The organism is Halodesulfurarchaeum sp. (assembly GCF_036626455.1).
Lineage (GTDB): Archaea > Halobacteriota > Halobacteria > Halobacteriales > Halobacteriaceae > Halodesulfurarchaeum.
Window position 1 is genome coordinate 1 of the sequence record NZ_JAZKRK010000037.1, and the last position, 16,249, is coordinate 16,249.

General features: G+C 57.2%; 15 protein-coding genes and 1 tRNA gene. 7 read left to right on the forward strand and 9 right to left on the reverse strand.

Annotation, left to right across the window (positions count from 1 at the left end):
* On the reverse strand, nt 1–392 hold a 392-nt coding region (locus tag V5A26_RS09730), incomplete at its 3' end, for an ATP-binding protein (protein ID WP_332322382.1).
* 151 nt (nt 393–543) lie between these two features.
* On the opposite strand from V5A26_RS09730, the gene gyrB reads away from it, so the two are divergent.
* From gyrB to V5A26_RS09745, 3 genes are all read left to right on the forward strand, one after another.
* Entirely contained in the window at nt 544–3,762 is a 3,219-nt protein-coding gene (gene gyrB, locus V5A26_RS09735; RefSeq protein ID WP_332322383.1) for a DNA topoisomerase (ATP-hydrolyzing) subunit B, read from the forward strand.
* The gene (gene gyrA / locus V5A26_RS09740) at nt 3,762–6,224 is read left to right on the forward strand and encodes a DNA gyrase subunit A (RefSeq protein WP_332321529.1); all 2,463 of its coding nucleotides are present in this window, start codon (nt 3,762–3,764) and stop codon (nt 6,222–6,224) included. The genes gyrB and gyrA overlap by 1 nt, the downstream gene beginning before the upstream one ends.
* An 80-nt stretch (nt 6,225–6,304) precedes the next feature.
* Nucleotides 6,305–7,264, forward strand: a complete 960-nt coding sequence (locus V5A26_RS09745) for an ArsA family ATPase (protein WP_332321530.1) — start codon at nt 6,305–6,307, stop codon at nt 7,262–7,264.
* Between the two features lie 6 nt (nt 7,265–7,270).
* Here V5A26_RS09745 and V5A26_RS09750 read toward each other — a convergent pair whose 3' ends face one another.
* On the reverse strand, nt 7,271–8,197 hold the full coding sequence (locus V5A26_RS09750) for an NAD-dependent epimerase/dehydratase family protein (protein WP_332321531.1): 927 nt from the start codon (nt 8,195–8,197) through the stop codon (nt 7,271–7,273).
* 104 nt (nt 8,198–8,301) lie between these two features.
* On the opposite strand from V5A26_RS09750, the gene V5A26_RS09755 reads away from it, so the two are divergent.
* The 3 genes from V5A26_RS09755 to V5A26_RS09765 are packed head-to-tail and all read left to right on the forward strand — an operon-like array spanning nt 8,302 to nt 9,946.
* The gene (locus V5A26_RS09755) at nt 8,302–8,835 is read left to right on the forward strand and encodes an HTH domain-containing protein (protein WP_332321532.1); all 534 of its coding nucleotides are present in this window, start codon (nt 8,302–8,304) and stop codon (nt 8,833–8,835) included.
* A gap of 55 nt (nt 8,836–8,890) precedes the next feature.
* Entirely contained in the window at nt 8,891–9,358 is a 468-nt protein-coding gene (locus V5A26_RS09760) for an SRPBCC family protein (RefSeq protein ID WP_332321533.1), read from the forward strand.
* Nucleotides 9,359–9,391: 33 nt separating this feature from the next.
* Nucleotides 9,392–9,946 (forward strand): FAD-dependent oxidoreductase, encoded by a 555-nt coding sequence (locus V5A26_RS09765; protein ID WP_332321534.1) that lies wholly within the window; start codon nt 9,392–9,394, stop codon nt 9,944–9,946.
* Nucleotide 9,947: 1 nt separating this feature from the next.
* Here the strand turns inward: V5A26_RS09765 and V5A26_RS09770 are convergent, their stop codons facing one another.
* The 6 genes from V5A26_RS09770 to V5A26_RS09795 form a co-directional block, all read right to left on the reverse strand.
* Entirely contained in the window at nt 9,948–10,370 is a 423-nt protein-coding gene (locus V5A26_RS09770; RefSeq protein WP_332321535.1) for a CBS domain-containing protein, read from the reverse strand.
* Between the two features lie 45 nt (nt 10,371–10,415).
* Nucleotides 10,416–11,042, reverse strand: a complete 627-nt coding sequence (locus V5A26_RS09775; protein ID WP_332321536.1) for an HAD family hydrolase — start codon at nt 11,040–11,042, stop codon at nt 10,416–10,418.
* A 50-nt stretch (nt 11,043–11,092) separates the two neighbouring features.
* Nucleotides 11,093–12,085: a cytochrome d ubiquinol oxidase subunit II gene (locus V5A26_RS09780; RefSeq protein WP_332321537.1), complete on the reverse strand. Its 993-nt coding sequence runs from the start codon at nt 12,083–12,085 to the stop codon at nt 11,093–11,095.
* Complete coding sequence (locus tag V5A26_RS09785) at nt 12,085–13,479, reverse strand: cytochrome ubiquinol oxidase subunit I (protein ID WP_332321538.1); 1,395 nt, start codon at nt 13,477–13,479, stop codon at nt 12,085–12,087. Before V5A26_RS09785 ends, V5A26_RS09780 begins: the two co-directional genes overlap by 1 nt.
* A gap of 337 nt (nt 13,480–13,816) precedes the next feature.
* Nucleotides 13,817–13,889 (reverse strand) — tRNA-Arg (locus V5A26_RS09790).
* Between the two features lie 33 nt (nt 13,890–13,922).
* Nucleotides 13,923–14,201: a Sec-independent protein translocase subunit TatA/TatB gene (locus V5A26_RS09795; protein ID WP_332321539.1), complete on the reverse strand. Its 279-nt coding sequence runs from the start codon at nt 14,199–14,201 to the stop codon at nt 13,923–13,925.
* Nucleotides 14,202–14,310: 109 nt separating this feature from the next.
* Here V5A26_RS09795 and V5A26_RS09800 point away from each other — a divergent pair, with 109 nt between their 5' ends.
* Nucleotides 14,311–15,114 carry an HD domain-containing protein gene (locus V5A26_RS09800; protein WP_332321540.1) on the forward strand — a complete coding sequence of 268 codons (804 nt, stop codon included), beginning with the start codon at nt 14,311–14,313 and terminating at the stop codon, nt 15,112–15,114.
* Nucleotide 15,115: 1 nt separating this feature from the next.
* Here the strand turns inward: V5A26_RS09800 and V5A26_RS09805 are convergent, their stop codons facing one another.
* On the reverse strand, nt 15,116–15,856 hold the full coding sequence (locus V5A26_RS09805) for a hypothetical protein (protein ID WP_332321541.1): 741 nt from the start codon (nt 15,854–15,856) through the stop codon (nt 15,116–15,118).
* Nucleotides 15,857–16,249: the final 393 nt, after the last annotated feature.

Here is a 16,249-nt window from a genome sequence, read left to right on the forward strand (position 1 = left end):
TACAGTACAGCCGCTGAAATGCCGATTCCCTGTTGACCGCGAGCCTGCTCTCTTTTGTGAAACCGAGACCCATAGAGCAGCTTTCCGAAGACCTTTGGCAGTTCCTCGGCCGTGATTCCCGGCCCGTTGTCCTCGATGATGAGCCGGTACATGTCATCGACTTCCCGAATCTCGACGTAAATATCGGGGAGGTAGCCGGCCTCTTCTGCAGCGTCGAGAGAATTATCAACCCCTTCCTTCGTGGCGGTTACGAGTGCTCGGGCTTCGCTGTCGAAGCCGAGCATGTGTTTGTTCTTCTCGAAGAACTCGGCGATGGAGATCGATCGCTGCTCGGCTGCGAGTTCGTCAGCGACTGCACCCGCGCCCTCTGGTGGCGAATCGAAGGCCGTCATTAACTTGGTACGGAGTTTTGTGGCCCCATTAAAAAGGTTCCCGGTACCTGGAACCGAACGTGTCAAATCGCCAGCCGGAGCCGCCGTTTACGCGCGCACGCGTACGGGGAACTTTTTAAGGCAGCACGTATTACCTATACCCACTTCATTCATGGTCGCGGAATCCAATTATGGCGCCGGCCAAATTCAAGTCCTCGAAGGCCTCGAGGCCGTCCAGAAGCGACCCGCAATGTATGTGGGTTCGACGGACAGTCGCGGCCTCCACCATCTCGTCTACGAGGTCGTCGACAACGCGATCGATGAGGCCCTGGCCGGTCACTGTTCACATATCGAAGTCGAATTACACGATGACGGGTCGGTAAGTGTCCGTGACGACGGCCGGGGCATTCCGGTCGACACCCACGAAGAATACGACCGCCCGGCAGTCGAGGTCATTCTGACCATCCTCCATGCTGGCGGCAAGTTCGACAAGGAGTCCTATCAGGTCTCCGGGGGCCTCCACGGCGTCGGTGTCTCTGTGGTAAATGCCCTCTCCGAATGGCTCACTGTGGAGGTCGATCGAGATGGCCATCGCTACGAACAGCGCTTCGAACGGGGAGAACCAGCCTCGGAACTCGAAGTCGTCGACTCGATTCCCGAGGACCAAACCGGGACGCGAGTTCGATTCAAACCGGACACGGACATCTTTGAGGTCGAGGAGTTTTCCTTTTCCACGCTCGAATCCCGCCTCCGAGAGTTAGCCTTTCTGAACTCCGGGGTTCGCATCTCGCTCATTGACGCCCGTGCTGAGGAGACGGACCGTGCGACCTTCGAATACGAAGGCGGCATTCGGGAATTCGTCGAATACCTCAACGAAACCCGGTCACCGCTTCACGACGATGTCATCTATCTCGAAGACGAATCTGAAGGGGTTCAGGTCGAGATCGCGATGCAGGCCACGGAGGACCTTCAATCATCCACTCACGCCTTTGCAAACAACATCAATACGCGTGAAGGTGGCACACATCTCACCGGGTTCAAAACGGCGCTGACACGCGTCGTCAATGGCTACGCGGCGGATCACGACCTATTGGGGGCGATCGATGGCGAGAACCTCAAAGGCGAAGACATTCGTGAGGGTCTCACGGCAGTCATCTCGCTCAAACACCCCGATCCGCAGTTCGAAGGCCAGACAAAGACGAAACTGGGAAACAGCGATGCTCGCGGCGTCGTCGAATCCGCACTCCACGACGGTCTCAAAACCTACTTCGAGGAAAACCCGGATACTGCCGAGGCCATCATCTCGAAAGCGATCGAGGCAGCCAAAGCTCGGAAAGCAGCACAAAAGGCCGAAGAGTTGACGCGGCGAAAAAGCGCACTCGAAAGCACGTCTTTGCCAGGTAAGTTGGCCGATTGCCAGGCGAAAGATCCCGATAGCTCCGAATTGTTCATTGTGGAAGGGGACAGCGCTGGGGGATGTTTTGTCGGTACCACTGAAGTAGCACTCGCTTCAGGGGAGGCGAAGTCGTTTGAAGAACTTGTCAGTGCGTATGAAAACGGCCAAACCCACTATTGCTACACAGTTGATGCGAACGGTAAAATCGGTCTTGGCGAAATCAGAAATCCACGCATCACACAGGAAAACGCAGAACTCGTCGATGTCACCTTAAACGATGGAGAGCGAATTCGCTGTACACCTGACCATCAATTCATGCTTCGGGATGGTAAGTACATTGAGGCGCAGGATTTGAAGCCAGGTCAATCGTTGATGCCTCTGTACCGAAAAGTTTCGGACACTGATGAGCCGAATATTACCATCGATGGATACGAAATGGTCAAACAGCCCATCATGGGCGATTACTGGAAATTTACTCATTTACTCGCAGACGAATATAATCTCGGCCAAGGCGCATACACCGAGTCCGATGGATCCCATACGCACCATATAGATTTTGATAAGTCGAACAATCGACCGGACAATCTCAAAAGACTGCCCAAAGATGAGCATCTGGAGGTACATCAAAAGCACGCCGAAGAAAATCTACACACCGAAGAAGTATTCGAAAAATTGAGAGAGCTGAAACAAACTGAGGAGTTCCGTGAGAAGATGAGTCGGCGGATGCAGCAAGAGGAAACTGTTGAAATCCTTCGAGAGCAGGCCTTGGAGCAATGGGAAGATGAAGAGTATAAGGAGTATATGCGAAACGCTTGGCAGGAATATTACGAAAATAATCCTGAATATCAAGAACGGGTACGAAAACGCCTCACAGAAGAAGCAAGAAAATATTGGTCCAATGAAGAACACAGAGCCGAACAATCTGACCGTGTAGAACGATACTTTGAGGAACATCCCGAAGAAAGAGAAAAGAGGCGGAAAAGAGCGAAGGAGCAGTGGGATAACGAAGACCTCCGGGAATGGCGTGCAGAGAAAACCAAAGAGCAATGGACACAGGAATTCCGGGAAAAGCGGATGCTGGCCTACAACGAAACCTATTGGGAAAACACGATCCCCTTTATGAAAGAGGTCCTGGAAGAAGAGGGAGATCTCAGCAGCTACAATGAACATCGTCGAGAAGAAGACGATCCTAACGTTCTGACAAAGGAGACGACTATCGAGAAGTTTTTCGAAGACGAAACAGCCCTCCTCCAAGCCGTTAAAAGCCACAACCATTCGGTTGCTGCAGTCGAACCCGTGGAAGAAACGGCCGAGGTATATGACCTAGAGGTTCCAGGAACACACAATTTCGCTCTCAAGTCGGGAGTCTTTGTTCACAATAGCACCAAACAGGCCAGAGACCGCGAGTTTCAGGCAGTACTCCCGGTCAAGGGAAAGATCCTCAACGTCGAGAAACACCGACTCGACCGGATCCTCGAAAACGAAGAAATCCGGGCCATGATTCGAGCGATCGGAACCGGCATCGGGGAAGAATTCGAGCTCGATAACCTCCGATACGGTCGAGTTGCGATGGCCACCGACGCCGATGTCGACGGCGCCCATATCAGAACGCTCCTACTCACGTTCTTCTACAGACACATGCGGCCGCTTTTGGAAAACGGCCATATCTATGCGATCAAACCACCACTCTACCGCATCCGCTATCGTGGTAACACCTATGACGCGATGACCGAAGCAGAACGGGAGGAAATTATCGAAGAGAAGTGCAACGGGAATCCAACCCAGGTCCAGCGGTTCAAGGGCCTCGGCGAGATGAATCCCGAACAGCTCTGGGATAGCGCGATGAATCCAGAGAACCGAATTCTCAAGCGGATCACGATCGAGGACGCCGCCGAGGCCGACCGGATGTTTTCGGTGTTGATGGGTGATGCGGTTGAGCCGCGCAAGCAGTTCATTCAGGATCACGCGACGGACGCAGACTGGGTGGATATCTGATGAGTTCGGAACTACCAGACCCGGCCGGACAGGTCGGGGACGAGATCGAGACGGTCAGAGTCGAGGACGAGATGGAGCAGTCCTACATCGATTATGCGATGAGTGTGATCGCCGGCCGGGCGCTGCCGGACGTCCGTGACGGGCTCAAGCCGGTTCATCGACGGATCCTGTACGCAATGCACGAGGCTGGAATTTCGAGCGGCTCGGGTCATCGCAAGTCATCCTCGATTGTCGGGGAGACGATGGGTAACTTCCACCCGCACGGTGACAGCGCCATTTACGACACGCTCGTGCGGATGGCCCAAGACTTCTCGATGCGCCATCCACTGGTCGACGGCCAGGGGAATTTCGGGTCTGTTGACGGAGACCCGGCAGCGGCGATGCGGTACACGGAAAGCCGGATGGCCCCGATCGCCGAGGAACTGCTCGCGGATATCGAGAAGGACACCGTCGACTTCCAATCGAACTACGACGACCGACTCGAGGAACCCACCGTGCTACCGTCAGCCGTTCCGAATCTGCTCGTGAACGGCTCCTCCGGCATCGCCGTGGGGATGAGTACGAACGTCCCGCCCCACAACCTCGGCGAAGTGATCGACGCGGCCCTCCACCTCCTTGAGAATCCGGACGCAACAGTGGCCGACTTGATGGAGTTCGTCCCTGGCCCGGACTTCCCAACGGGGGCGACGATCGTTGGGAAGAACCCGATCAAAAAGGCCTACGAGACCGGTCGAGGCCGAGTCCGGGTCCGCGCCGATTACAAGATCGAAGCGGGCGAAAAAGGCGACCGCATCGTTCTGACTGAACTGCCCTATCAACAGAACAAATCCAAACTGGTCGAACGCATCGCGGACATGGTCAAGGAAGGGAATCTCGAGGGCGTCCGAGACCTCCGTGATGAGTCCGACCGGGACGGGATTCGGGTCGTCATTGAACTGAAGCGGACCGCGAACACGGACATCGTCGAGAACCGCCTCTTAGAGAGCGTTTTAGAGCGGACCTTCGGCGTGATCAACCTCGCGTTGGTCGATGGGAATCCCGAAATCCTGTCGCTCAAGCAACTGCTCCAACACTATCTCGATCATCGACGCGAGGTCGTTCGCCGGCGCTCCGAACACGATCTGGCCGAAGCAGAAGATCGAGCCCATATCCTCGAAGGGCGCCTGCATGCGCTTGCAAACGCTGAAAACGTCGTCGAATTGATCCGAAACTCCGAGGATCGGGACGCCGCGAAAGCGGGTCTCCAGGCGGAATTTGACTTCTCTGCCGAGCAGGCCCAACACATCGTGCGGATGCAACTCGGGAGTCTCACCTCACTCGAGCGGACGGAGATCGAAGCGGAGTACGAGGACCTGCAGGCCCATATCGAACGCCTGAATACGATCCTGGAAAACGAGGCGGAACTCCGAGCAGTCATTCGAGATGAACTCTTGGAGCAACAGGCGGAATACGCGAACGAACGCCGGACCAAGATCGTCGAAGCCGACGGCGAAGTGACGGATGAAGATCTGATTCCCCAGGAAGACGTGCTCATCACGCTCTCGGACGCGGATTACATCAAACGAGTCCCGATGGACGCCTTCACAGCCCAGCACCGGGGGGGCAAGGGAATCATCGGCACGGACCTCAAGGAGGGAGATCACGTTTCGGCTGCATTCACGGCCCGCACGCACGACTCCCTCCTCTGTTTCACCGATGCGGGCCAGGTCTACCGACTCAAGGCTTACCAGGTCCCGGAGATGTCCCGGACCGCCAGGGGGACCTCCGCTATCAACCTCCTCGATCTGGACGACGGTGAGAACCTCACCGCCGTCGTGGCGACCCGAGATGTCGACGAAGACCAGTACATGACGATGGTCACACGGAACGGATACGTCAAACGGACCCCCGCTACCGAGTTCGAAAACATCCTCTCGACGGGGATCATCGCCACGAAACTCGAGGGAGCTGACGAATTGGTCGACGTCGAAATCACCGACGACGAGTCACAGATCGTCATCGGAACCCGAAACGGCCGGGCGATTCGGTTCGATGAGACCGACGTTCGCTCGATGGGGCGGACAGCCCGGGGTGTCCGTGGGATCACGCTCGAATCTGGCGATGAAGTCGCCGGGATTACTGCTGTTCGTCCCGACGACGATCGGGACCTTCTCACGGTCACGGAAACCGGGTATGGAAAACGGACGTCGCTGTCCGAATACCGGCCGCAGTCCCGGAATGGGAAGGGGCTCATGGACATCAAGACCGAGAACCGAAACGGGAAGGTCGCAACCCTCCAGGTCGTCTCTGATGAGGATCATGTCATCGGCATGAGCGAACGCGGGCAACTCGTCCGAATCCCGGTTTCGGAAGTCTCGAAGATCGGACGGAACACCAAAGGGGTGCTCGTCATGCAGGTCGAAGAGACTGATCGACTCGCCGCCGTGAGTATCTTCCGGCCGATGGACGCCGAGACAGACTAACTCCCGGTCTCGACACCATTTTCGATCGGTGGGACCGGCCCCGTGACATATAGTGTGCGAGAGCGTAGCCACAGATATTCATGGAGACGCTCCAGACGCTCGTCGGCGATGCCAAACTCGTGGCCTTCACTGGAAAGGGAGGCGTCGGCAAAACCACCTGTTCGGCGGCGACAGCCGTTCGATTCGCAAACGAGGACGAACGGACTCTGTTGCTCTCGACCGACCGCTCACCTTCCCTCAGTGACGTCCTCGGCGTGGATGTGTATGGCGAACTCACGTCCGTCCCGGATGTTGAGGGTCTTGACGCCTTGGAGTTGGACTTTGATGCAGTCGCCGAACGGTGGAAAGCCGAATTCGGTGATGAAGTCTACGCCCTCGTTTCCTCGTTCATGTCCGTCGATCGTTGGGTCGTCGATTACTTCGCCGAGGCACCAGGCATCGCAACCCAGTTTGCCCTGGCCTATCTCCTCGAATTCTATCGGGGCGATACGTACGATCGTATCGTCTGGGACACGGCGCCCGCCGGAGCGACCATCGGGCTCATCGAACTGGAAGAAAAACTGTATGCCCATCTCGGGGACGCTCCAAAGTTTTACGCGAAACTCCGGGCAGCGATCAGTCGGGACGTGGCCCAGGACCCAAGCGAACTACTCGAAAAATGGCGCGTCCTCGCAGAGGACTGTTTGGCAATGGTCCAAAACGACGACACGGCCTTCGTCGTCGTAACAAATCCCGAAACACTCGCAGTGGCCGAGACTGACCGGATCACGAGGGACCTCTCGAAACGAGACATATCAGTTGGGGCAGTGATCGCCAACCGACTCCTTTCGGCTGAGCTCTGTGATTGTGACTTTCATACCGAACGTGTCGCGATGCAAAAAGAACACCTCGCAGAACTCGAGGCAGCCTACGGAGACTCGCCTGGATTGGTCGCAGTACCTCAGTTCCCCGCAGATATCGATGGGAGAGAACCGCTTGCCGATGTCGCCACCTGGGTGTTCGATCGGTCCGATTGGAAGAAATCAACCACCGCCGAGTGAGCGAATTTACTCCGTATACGGGGCACAAACCCGTTCGATACCTTCAGTGAAGGACACCGACGGAACCCATCCGGTGGCCTCTCGAATGCGGGAGGCGTCTGCGAGCGTATCATGGACGTACACGTCGTCCGGAATGGGATTTCCGACGTATTCGGGTTCGACTTCGGTGCCGAGTTCGTCGTTGAGTAGTTCGACGACAGTGTTGAACGAATACTGGGTTTCGGTCCCCGCGTTGTAGACCCCCGACAGATCTGCCTCTGCTGCCCGGATAGTCGCGTTAACGATGTCTTCCACGTGAGTGAAATCCCGCGTTTGGGTCCCATCGCCGTAAATCACGGGGGACTCGCCGTTCGCAATATCATCGGCAAATTGGGCGATGATGTTGGCGAACTCCCCTTTGTGTCCCTCGGCGCCGCCGGCCATGCCCTGATAGACCGAGAAGTACCGAAGCCCCGCGACCGTGAGATCATCGTAGTAGTTGTCGTAATACTCCGCGTAGCGTTCGCGGGCGAGTTTCGAGGCCTCGTAGCCAGTGCGTGCTTTGACTGGCATGGACTCGGGAGATGGCTCAGTTCGATCGCCGTAGATCGATGAGGTCGTCGCATACACCACTGTATCTCCCCCATCTTGGACGAACTGTTCGACCGCATTCACGAAGCCCTCCACGTTGACGCGGGCACCACGCTGAGGGTCCTCCTCGTGCATCTGCATCGATGAGAGTGCAGCGAGGTGAAAGAGCACGTCCACGTCAGTCGGCAACCCGTCTTCGAGGACGCTTCGTTCCCTGAAATCGACGGCATCGATGAGGTTCTCTTCGGTGCCCAAAAAGAGGTCATCGACGACGATGACGTCGTTGTCTGCCGCCAGTGCGTTGGCGAGATTCGAACCGATGAATCCGGCGCCGCCGGTAACGAGCACTCCGTTATCTTGCATAATGAAACTCTCACGGGTCCAGGAATTAAGCCTCCCGGTTTTCCCAGTTTGGCCCCGTTCACGTGCCGGGGGTTTTATGAAACGAAGCCATCAATCTATTTCCAATGTCCTCTATCGAGCTCACCGCGAGTCAGAAAACAATTCTGCGGGCCCTGGTTGACCGCTATACACAGGCGGAAACTGCTGTAAAAGGCGAAACGATCGCCGACGAAGTCGACCGAAATCCGGGCACGATCCGGAATCAGATGCAGAGTCTCAAAGCCCTCCAACTGGTCGAAGGCGTTCCGGGACCCAAGGGCGGCTACCGGCCCACAACGAACGCGTTCGAAGCCCTCGAAATCGAGCAGATCGACTCGCCTGCTGTGGTCCCCGTTCGACGTAACGGCGAACCCGTCGAGGACGTCAACGTACAGAACATCGATTTGAAAACCGTCTTCAATCCGGATCTCTGCCGCGCCGAAATCGAAGTTCGTGGTTCGATCAAAGAGTTCCACGAGGGCGATTCAGTCTCTGTCGGGCCGACCCCGATTTCGAAACTCCGCGTCGATGGCAGCGTCGATGTTAAAGACGAAGCCAACAACGTCCTCATTCTCAAAATCGAGGACATGGTCGCACCGACCGAAGAACCTGACCACTAGCAGGACCCACTCATCCGGGGAGCGAAGATAACCGGGTTCGATCCGTATACTAGCTATGGCGCGCTTTACCCGTCGGTCTTGGATCGATGCCCCGCTCGATACGGTCTGGGAGTTCCATTCGAAAATCGAGGGACTCACTGCGCTGACTCCTTCACTGGCGGGGTTAGAGGTCGAGGCACTCAGGGTTCCGGACGACGGGGACAAATTGATCGAAGGCTCGGAGATCGACCTCTCAGTCGGACCAATCCCCGGTGGCCCCCGACAGCAATTTACCTCGGTCATCGTGAAACGAGACCGAACAGAGACTGAAGCGACGTTCGTCGACGAAATGCGGGACGGACCGATGGAGAGATGGCGACACGAACATCGATTCGTCGCCGACGACGGCGGCACGGTACTCATCGATGAAATCAATTACGAGACCGGTTTCGGACCAACCATCGACCGACTCCTCAACGGAGGATTCGCCGTCGCGTTCTGGTACCGGCACCGGAAAACCCGCGAGAAACTCGCCAGTGCCTAACCTTATAGTGGAACTACCCGAAAGACCGTTTGTATGACTGATGTTATCGTCGTCGGCGGCGGCCCCGCCGGCCTTGGAGCGGCACTGTTTACGGCCAAAAACGGCCTCGAAACGAAGGTCTTTGATACAGATGGAACCTGGATGCACAAGGCACATCTGTTCAATTATCTCGGCATCGAGAGCATCGATGGCACCGAGTTCATGGAGGAGGCCAGGGCCCAAGTCGAAGGGTTCGGTGCCGAAATCCACGACGAGGAAGTTACTGGGGCCGCAAACTTTGATGATCACTTCCTGGTCGAAACGGACGAGAACGACTACGAAGCCGACTACCTGGTACTCGCGACCGGCACTGACAGAACGCTTGCAAAGGACCTCGGGTGTGAATTGACCGATCGAGCAGTCGTCGACGTCGACGTCACGATGGAGACCAGTGTCGAGAGCCTGTACGCAACCGGTGCAATGGGACGAGTCGAAGAGTGGCAGGCCCAAATCGCCGCTGGTGATGGAGCGGCCGCTGGCCTCAACATCCTGTCCGACGTCAAAGGCGAGAAGTTCCACGACTTCGATACGCCCGAGGACGCGGCCTAATTCAGGTCTCCGGATAGGACTGCTGTCGATCGATTGCGGTGACTTCCTCGGCGAGATCCGTCCGATGGACGACTAGATCAGTCGTCGTCACGATCCCGGTCAGTGTCCCGTCCTCCGTCACAACCAGTTTTTTGATGCCGTATTCCTGCATCCGTTCGATCGCGGATTCCGCCGTGGCATCGGGGTCGATCGTCACGAGGTTCGGACTCATCGCTCGTGAGACCGGTATGTCACCAAACGGTCGTTCGGTCCCCGAACCCGCAGCCAAAATGTCCGTCTCGGTAATGATCCCGACGGGTTCCTCCCCGTCGACAACAAGCACACTGCCAACCCGATTGCCAAGCATCTCGTTCACGGCTGCGTCCAACGTCACACCGAGCGGGACGGTGATGAGTTTCGTCGACATTAATTCTGCAAGTGACATGTATACCTGTTCGGTGACCACACCCTCAAAACTTGTGGCCGGTTCTCACACTCGGTCACTGAGCCGGGAGACAACTGCGGATATCGAGCGCAGGGCCCCGGCCTCACGGTCCAGGTGAAGAAAATCCATGCCCGTTCGCTGGGCAAACAACGCATCTGAACTCGCGTCACCGATGTAGACCGCTGGGGGTTCTTTCGCCTGCCCTTCGAGACGCTCGAAGAACGTCGTCGCCGGTTTCATGTGCTCCACGGCGTCCCGGGTCGCACCACGGCCGATTATGTGGTCGATTACAGGGTCCAGATCCGCCGACTCGACGAACGTCTCGACGACGGACTCGGGAGAGTTGCTGATAATCGAAATCGAAGCGTCGTTCGCGAGCGAAGGGAGTTCCTCGACGTCGGCAAACGGCCCGATACTGTCAGTACGGATGGCGGCGTTTTTCTCTCGAACATACGTTCGGTGCCGAACAGGCCACAGGTCTGCTGGTGGGACACCCAACGTGTTGGCTGCCTGATCAAAATCTCGCAAATTCGTCGGGTACAACAGTTCTCGACTGTTTTGGGTGACCTCGATGTCGAAGGTTCGAAGCGTTTCATCGAGCGCTCGGTGAAGCCATGTGAGATCAGACTCAGAATCGAGCAAAACGCCGTCCATATCGAAGACGACGTGCATGTGACCGTATAGAGCTTCGTCGGGGTTGAGTCCACCGATTCCGGCCGGAGTTAATACCCTTCGGCCGGGTCCGCCGGACCTGCAAAGCTGCTGTAAAGCACCGCAAAGTACACCAAGACGAGTGGGAGGAAAATCGCAAGGACCACCGTCATCATCTTCAGTTGGAGCTCCGACACGGCCGCTTCAAAGACCGTGAGCCCGGTGCTCGGATAGATGACCGGGAAAAGCAACACGGCCACCAAGGCGATCAGGCCGAACAACTGAACACCAGAGACGATGAACGCCGCCCGGTACTGCTCGCTTTGAAGGAGCCAGAGGTACGTGAGTCCGAGGACGGCTGTCAACGCGACAAGTCCAAGGACGACCGGATGGACGACCTTTGTCGCCATCCCATCGACAGCGACGTACAGGTACCCAACGGTGACTACGGCCAACACCAGATACAGGACCTGTGCGATCTGTCCATACCGCGTCATCGTCTCATCGAGGCTGCCCTCAGTTTTCATTCCGAGGAATCCGGTTCCTTCGGCGGTCGTCAACGCAACAAGTGCCAATCCGACGACGATGCCCGGGAGAGTGATCGTGCTCGTCGCGCCGACGAGCCAATTCGCTGCGAACATCCCCAGGAAAAACGGAGCAAGCGTGCTTCCAAGGATGAACGTGATACTCCACGTACGTCGCCAACCGTGATCCTCACGCTGTTCGAGGAATTCGGGAGAAATTCCACGAATAATCAGCGCCCCCAAGATGGCAAACATGAGGAGGTAATACCCGCTGAAGAGCCCGCCATAGACATCCGGGAAGACGGCAAACAGCGCGCCTCCGAAGACGACGAGCCAGACCTCGGCACCGTCCCAGAGTGGCGCGAGGGCGGTCAAGATACGCTCGCGTGTCTCGTGATCGTCACTAAGCCCATACAGGACCCCCATGCCGAAGTTCGTGCCGTCGAGCCAGAGGAACATCGCGAGAGTCAGGAACAAGGCCACAAACCAAAGTTCGATGAGTGGGATCCCGATCCAGGTTGGGCCGCTGGCAAATGGCATCATTCCGGGACCACCTCCGCTTCGTCCTCAGTGGCCGGTTCTTTCGGCCCACGGATGATCAGGCGCCTGACCAGATACGCCCAGACAGCAAAGAGCGCCGTATAGCCACCAACGAATCCCACCAACGTGAGAAGTGCCTCACCGCCGGTCAAGCCTGGTGAGACCCCTGCCGCGACGGTCAGCACCTCCTGGATGGCCCAAGGCTGGCGACCAACCTCGGTAACTATCCAGCCAAATTCGAGGGCCAGTACTCCGAGCGGAATCGACAGCATGAGCGCTTTCTGCAAGTACTGATCCTTCAGCAGTCGATCTTGATACCAGCGGAACCCGGACCAGAACGCGAGCAGGATAAACCACACACCGAGACCAACCATCAACCGGAAGGACCAGAAGACGATGGCCACGGGTGGTTCACCCTCGACGCCCTCCAGACTCTCCATGTCGTCCAAGCCTTTGATGGTAGCGTCAGGATCACCCCCGCTTGCGAGGAATGACGCACCGCCAGGGATACCAATGGCAAAGAGGTTTCGGGCACTTGGATTCCGGAGGTCAGCCGGGTCAGTGGGGACCGCAAACAGGTATTCCGAAACGCCGGATTCGGTCTCGTACACCGCCTCCATTGCAGCGAACTTCTGTGGCTGGGTCTCGTAGACGTGGCGGCCGTACGCGTCACCCTGAACCGCCATGAACGGTGCGGTGATGAGCATCCCGACGATGGCGAGTTTGAGACTCGTCATCCAGAACTGCCGACGGCTCTCGGTCGTCGTGAGCTTGTACATCGCGATCCCAGCCATGAAGAGCGCAGCCGAAAGCACCGCAGAGGCCTGCATATGCGTGAACATGAAGAAAAATCTGGGGTTTAGATAGGCCGCTATCGGGTCAACAATCACTGCGACCTCTTGGCCTGCGCGGGTTCCCATCTCGAAGCCCCGGGGAAGTTGCATCCAGGAATTCGCGATGAGGATCCATACAGCCGACAGCCAGGACCCCAAAGCCACGAGTACCGCCGAGAGGAAGTAGAGACGTTTGCTCACTCGTTCTTTGCCGAACAGCAGAATCCCGAGGAACGTCGATTCGAGCATGAAGGCCATGAGGCCTTCAGTCGCCAACGGGCCGCCGAAGATGCCACCGACAATAGAGGCATAGGCGGCGAAGTTCGTCCCGAACTCGAATTCGAGTACGATGCCAGTCACGGTGCCGACGACGAAAGTCAGGGCGAAGATCTTCACCCAGAACCGTCGTAACGACACCCACGGTTCTCCCGCGCCCCGCATCTCCTTCCAGGCGAAATACACCAGGAAGGGGGCAAGGCCCATCGAGATTGCGGGAAAAATGATGTGCACAGCCGTCGTCCACGCGAATTGGAGACGGCTCGCAAGAACGGGGTCTATCATGTGTGTATCAGGTTTTCAGTTGCAGATAAACGGTTCTCACGTCTGCCACATAGTGGCTTCGCAAGGGTACATAGGTTGCCGCACGACACGGGTATATCTCTGATCCCACCCATTATAATTGCCCCGACTTCTCCCAGTTTCCGTGAACCACTGGTACCTCAATCGACCAACAGTTGTCTCCTGCACCGGCTACTCGAGGAGCGTTTGTCGATGGGTATGTGATCGGGAAGCTACCTCTAAATTGAGGTTTTTTGGAACACAAGCCCACACATCAATGGCCACTCCCGACACATATCCGCTCCGGGGAAACATCTACCCGAACCCGAATAGCAGAAAACGGGCGCGACGGGAATCGAACCCGCGATCTAGAGGTTAGGAACCTCTCGCCATATCCACTTGGCCACGCGCCCCGAACGCGAATAGCGGGGGACGGGGAAAAACGGTTACTCTTCTTCGGTCTCGGAAGCGGACTCGGACACGGGTTCGGATCCGGCGTCCGGCTCGGCGACGTCGCCGTCCGCCTCTGGCCCTTCCCGGACTTCTTCAAGTTCCTGTTCGATCTCTTCACGCCCGCGCTGGAATTCACCCATCGCCTGACCGGTCGACCGGGCCAGTTTGGGAATCTTGTTAGCCCCGAACAGAAGTACCGCGATCAACAGAATGATCGCCAGTTCCATCCCCCCTGCGGGTAGTCCGAACGCGGGTAACACCTCGATTATCATTACAACGTTCTAACCCAGTACCGATTATAGGCTTTATGCTCCATGTCTTACCATGCCTTGCGGTTCTCCGGGCCCAGACATCTATTGTGATGGCCGATGAAATCGGCGTATGAGCGACTCGGACAGTACCCAAACCTACGATCCAACCGCAGATCACCACTTCCCGGACGATCGGCTTAACGCGGTCCTGGAATTGATTAGCACTGATAGGGAAGTGCAAGCATACCTCGGCGCCCAAAACGTGAATCCAGTCGACAGGAAAGGGTACAACGATCACGGGCGCAAACACATCGAAATCGTGCGCAACCGGGCGTTGGGGCTATACGAACTTCTCAAACAGGCCGGGGTGTCCTTCAACGGGGCGGCGGATCAGAACCTCAAGGAGGCAGACGAATCGGTGATCGTCGCACTCGCTTCCACCCTCCATGACATCGGTCACGTCGTCCATCGGGACGATCACACGTATTATTCGATTATGCTCGCCTCGGACATTCTCGATCGGCTTCTCGATCCGTTCTACGACGTGTCCGACCGTGTAAAGGTCAAAGGCGAGATTCTCCACGCGATCCTCTGTCATCACTCCAGCGAAGAGCCACTCACCACGGAGGCGGGGGTGATCCGCATCGCTGACGCCCTGGACATGGAACGTGGACGCTCCCGTATCCCATACGAAAAGGGTGGCCGGGGTATCAACACGATATCAAGTCAGGCGATCGAGCGAGTCGAACTGCTGGAAGGGGACGGCAAACCGGTGCTAGTCGAGATCACCATGCGTAACGCTGCCGGCGTCTATCAAGTCGATGGATTACTCAAAGACAAACTTCGCGGGTCAGGACTCGAAAAGCAGGTGCGCATCGTCGCCGTCAACACGACCGAGACCGACGATCAACTCGTGGAGCGGATCGAGTTCTAGGTCAATCGAGAAACGCGGCGAGCGACGAGGGGATCCGATCCTCGGTTGCAGTCACCGAAAGAGAGTACACCCCTCGAAGGTCGTGGCGCTGCCCCCAGTTGCGGAGTGTGCGTTCATCCGTGGGACTCACTTCGATAGGTTTTGGGTCCGCCTCGAGTTGCTCGGTCCCGACGAACCCTTCGACGAACTCCTCGACGAACCGGCCGAATGAGCGACCGTAGAGATGGGTGTCGATGGCCGTCTGCGAGACGGGGTCGGCCATCGCCAGCAGGCTTTGGGCTGGAATAACTCTGGTTTCGGTGTCAGTCACCAGGAACAGATACGCCGCCGGTGATCGATCCGCAAGTGCACTGACCCGCTGTCGAATCGGTTCCTCTGTTGCTCCCCCTTCCTCCCGGAGTGTCGCCCGCTGGACGGTACTCCCGAGAACAATATTCGTCGCCTGGTAGGTCGGCAGATCGATCCGAATGACCAGTCCGATATCGACTCCCGGCCAGTCGGCACTCGTTTCGCCGCCGATTCGAACGGATCGCGCATCGAACGTGACCTGACTCAAGTCTCGATCGGCAGTTTCTCGAGCCAACTGCCGAACGAGTTCAGCGCCGACACGTGATTCGACGGCCGCCTCGTCTGCGGTCAGCCCACCCTGATGGGCTGACGTGACATCAGCCGCTGTCGCGATTGCCCGGCCAGCCTGTCCGGCGGCTTCCCCCAGTTCGTTGACGAACCGGTACGCCCGCATATCTCCGCCGTCGGGTGGACATGGTATAATGATAGGGGACCGAAGACATCGCGAAAGCGAAAAATGGAGCGAATCCGCTCATGACTGAGGTTCGGCCCCACGAGATTTAGACAGATTTCACTCGGATGCGGTCTTTTTCTCCAAGTTTTTTGTGAGTCGCGTGGGATCGAAGATCCCTCGGACCGAGCGAACGGCGGCGGTGCCGCCGTGAGTGGAGGGCTGTGCAGCAGCCCCTCGGAAAAAGTGGGAGTGCGCCAGCCTGGAATCGAACCACCTGAAGACGCTCGCTCCGCCCACGTCTTCCCTACTTCGATTTCCGGCGGGGTAACTTCACTGCCAGTTTACAACTGCGACACGGCTGTCGCCGGCCGCGGTTAGTTCACGATGTGAGAA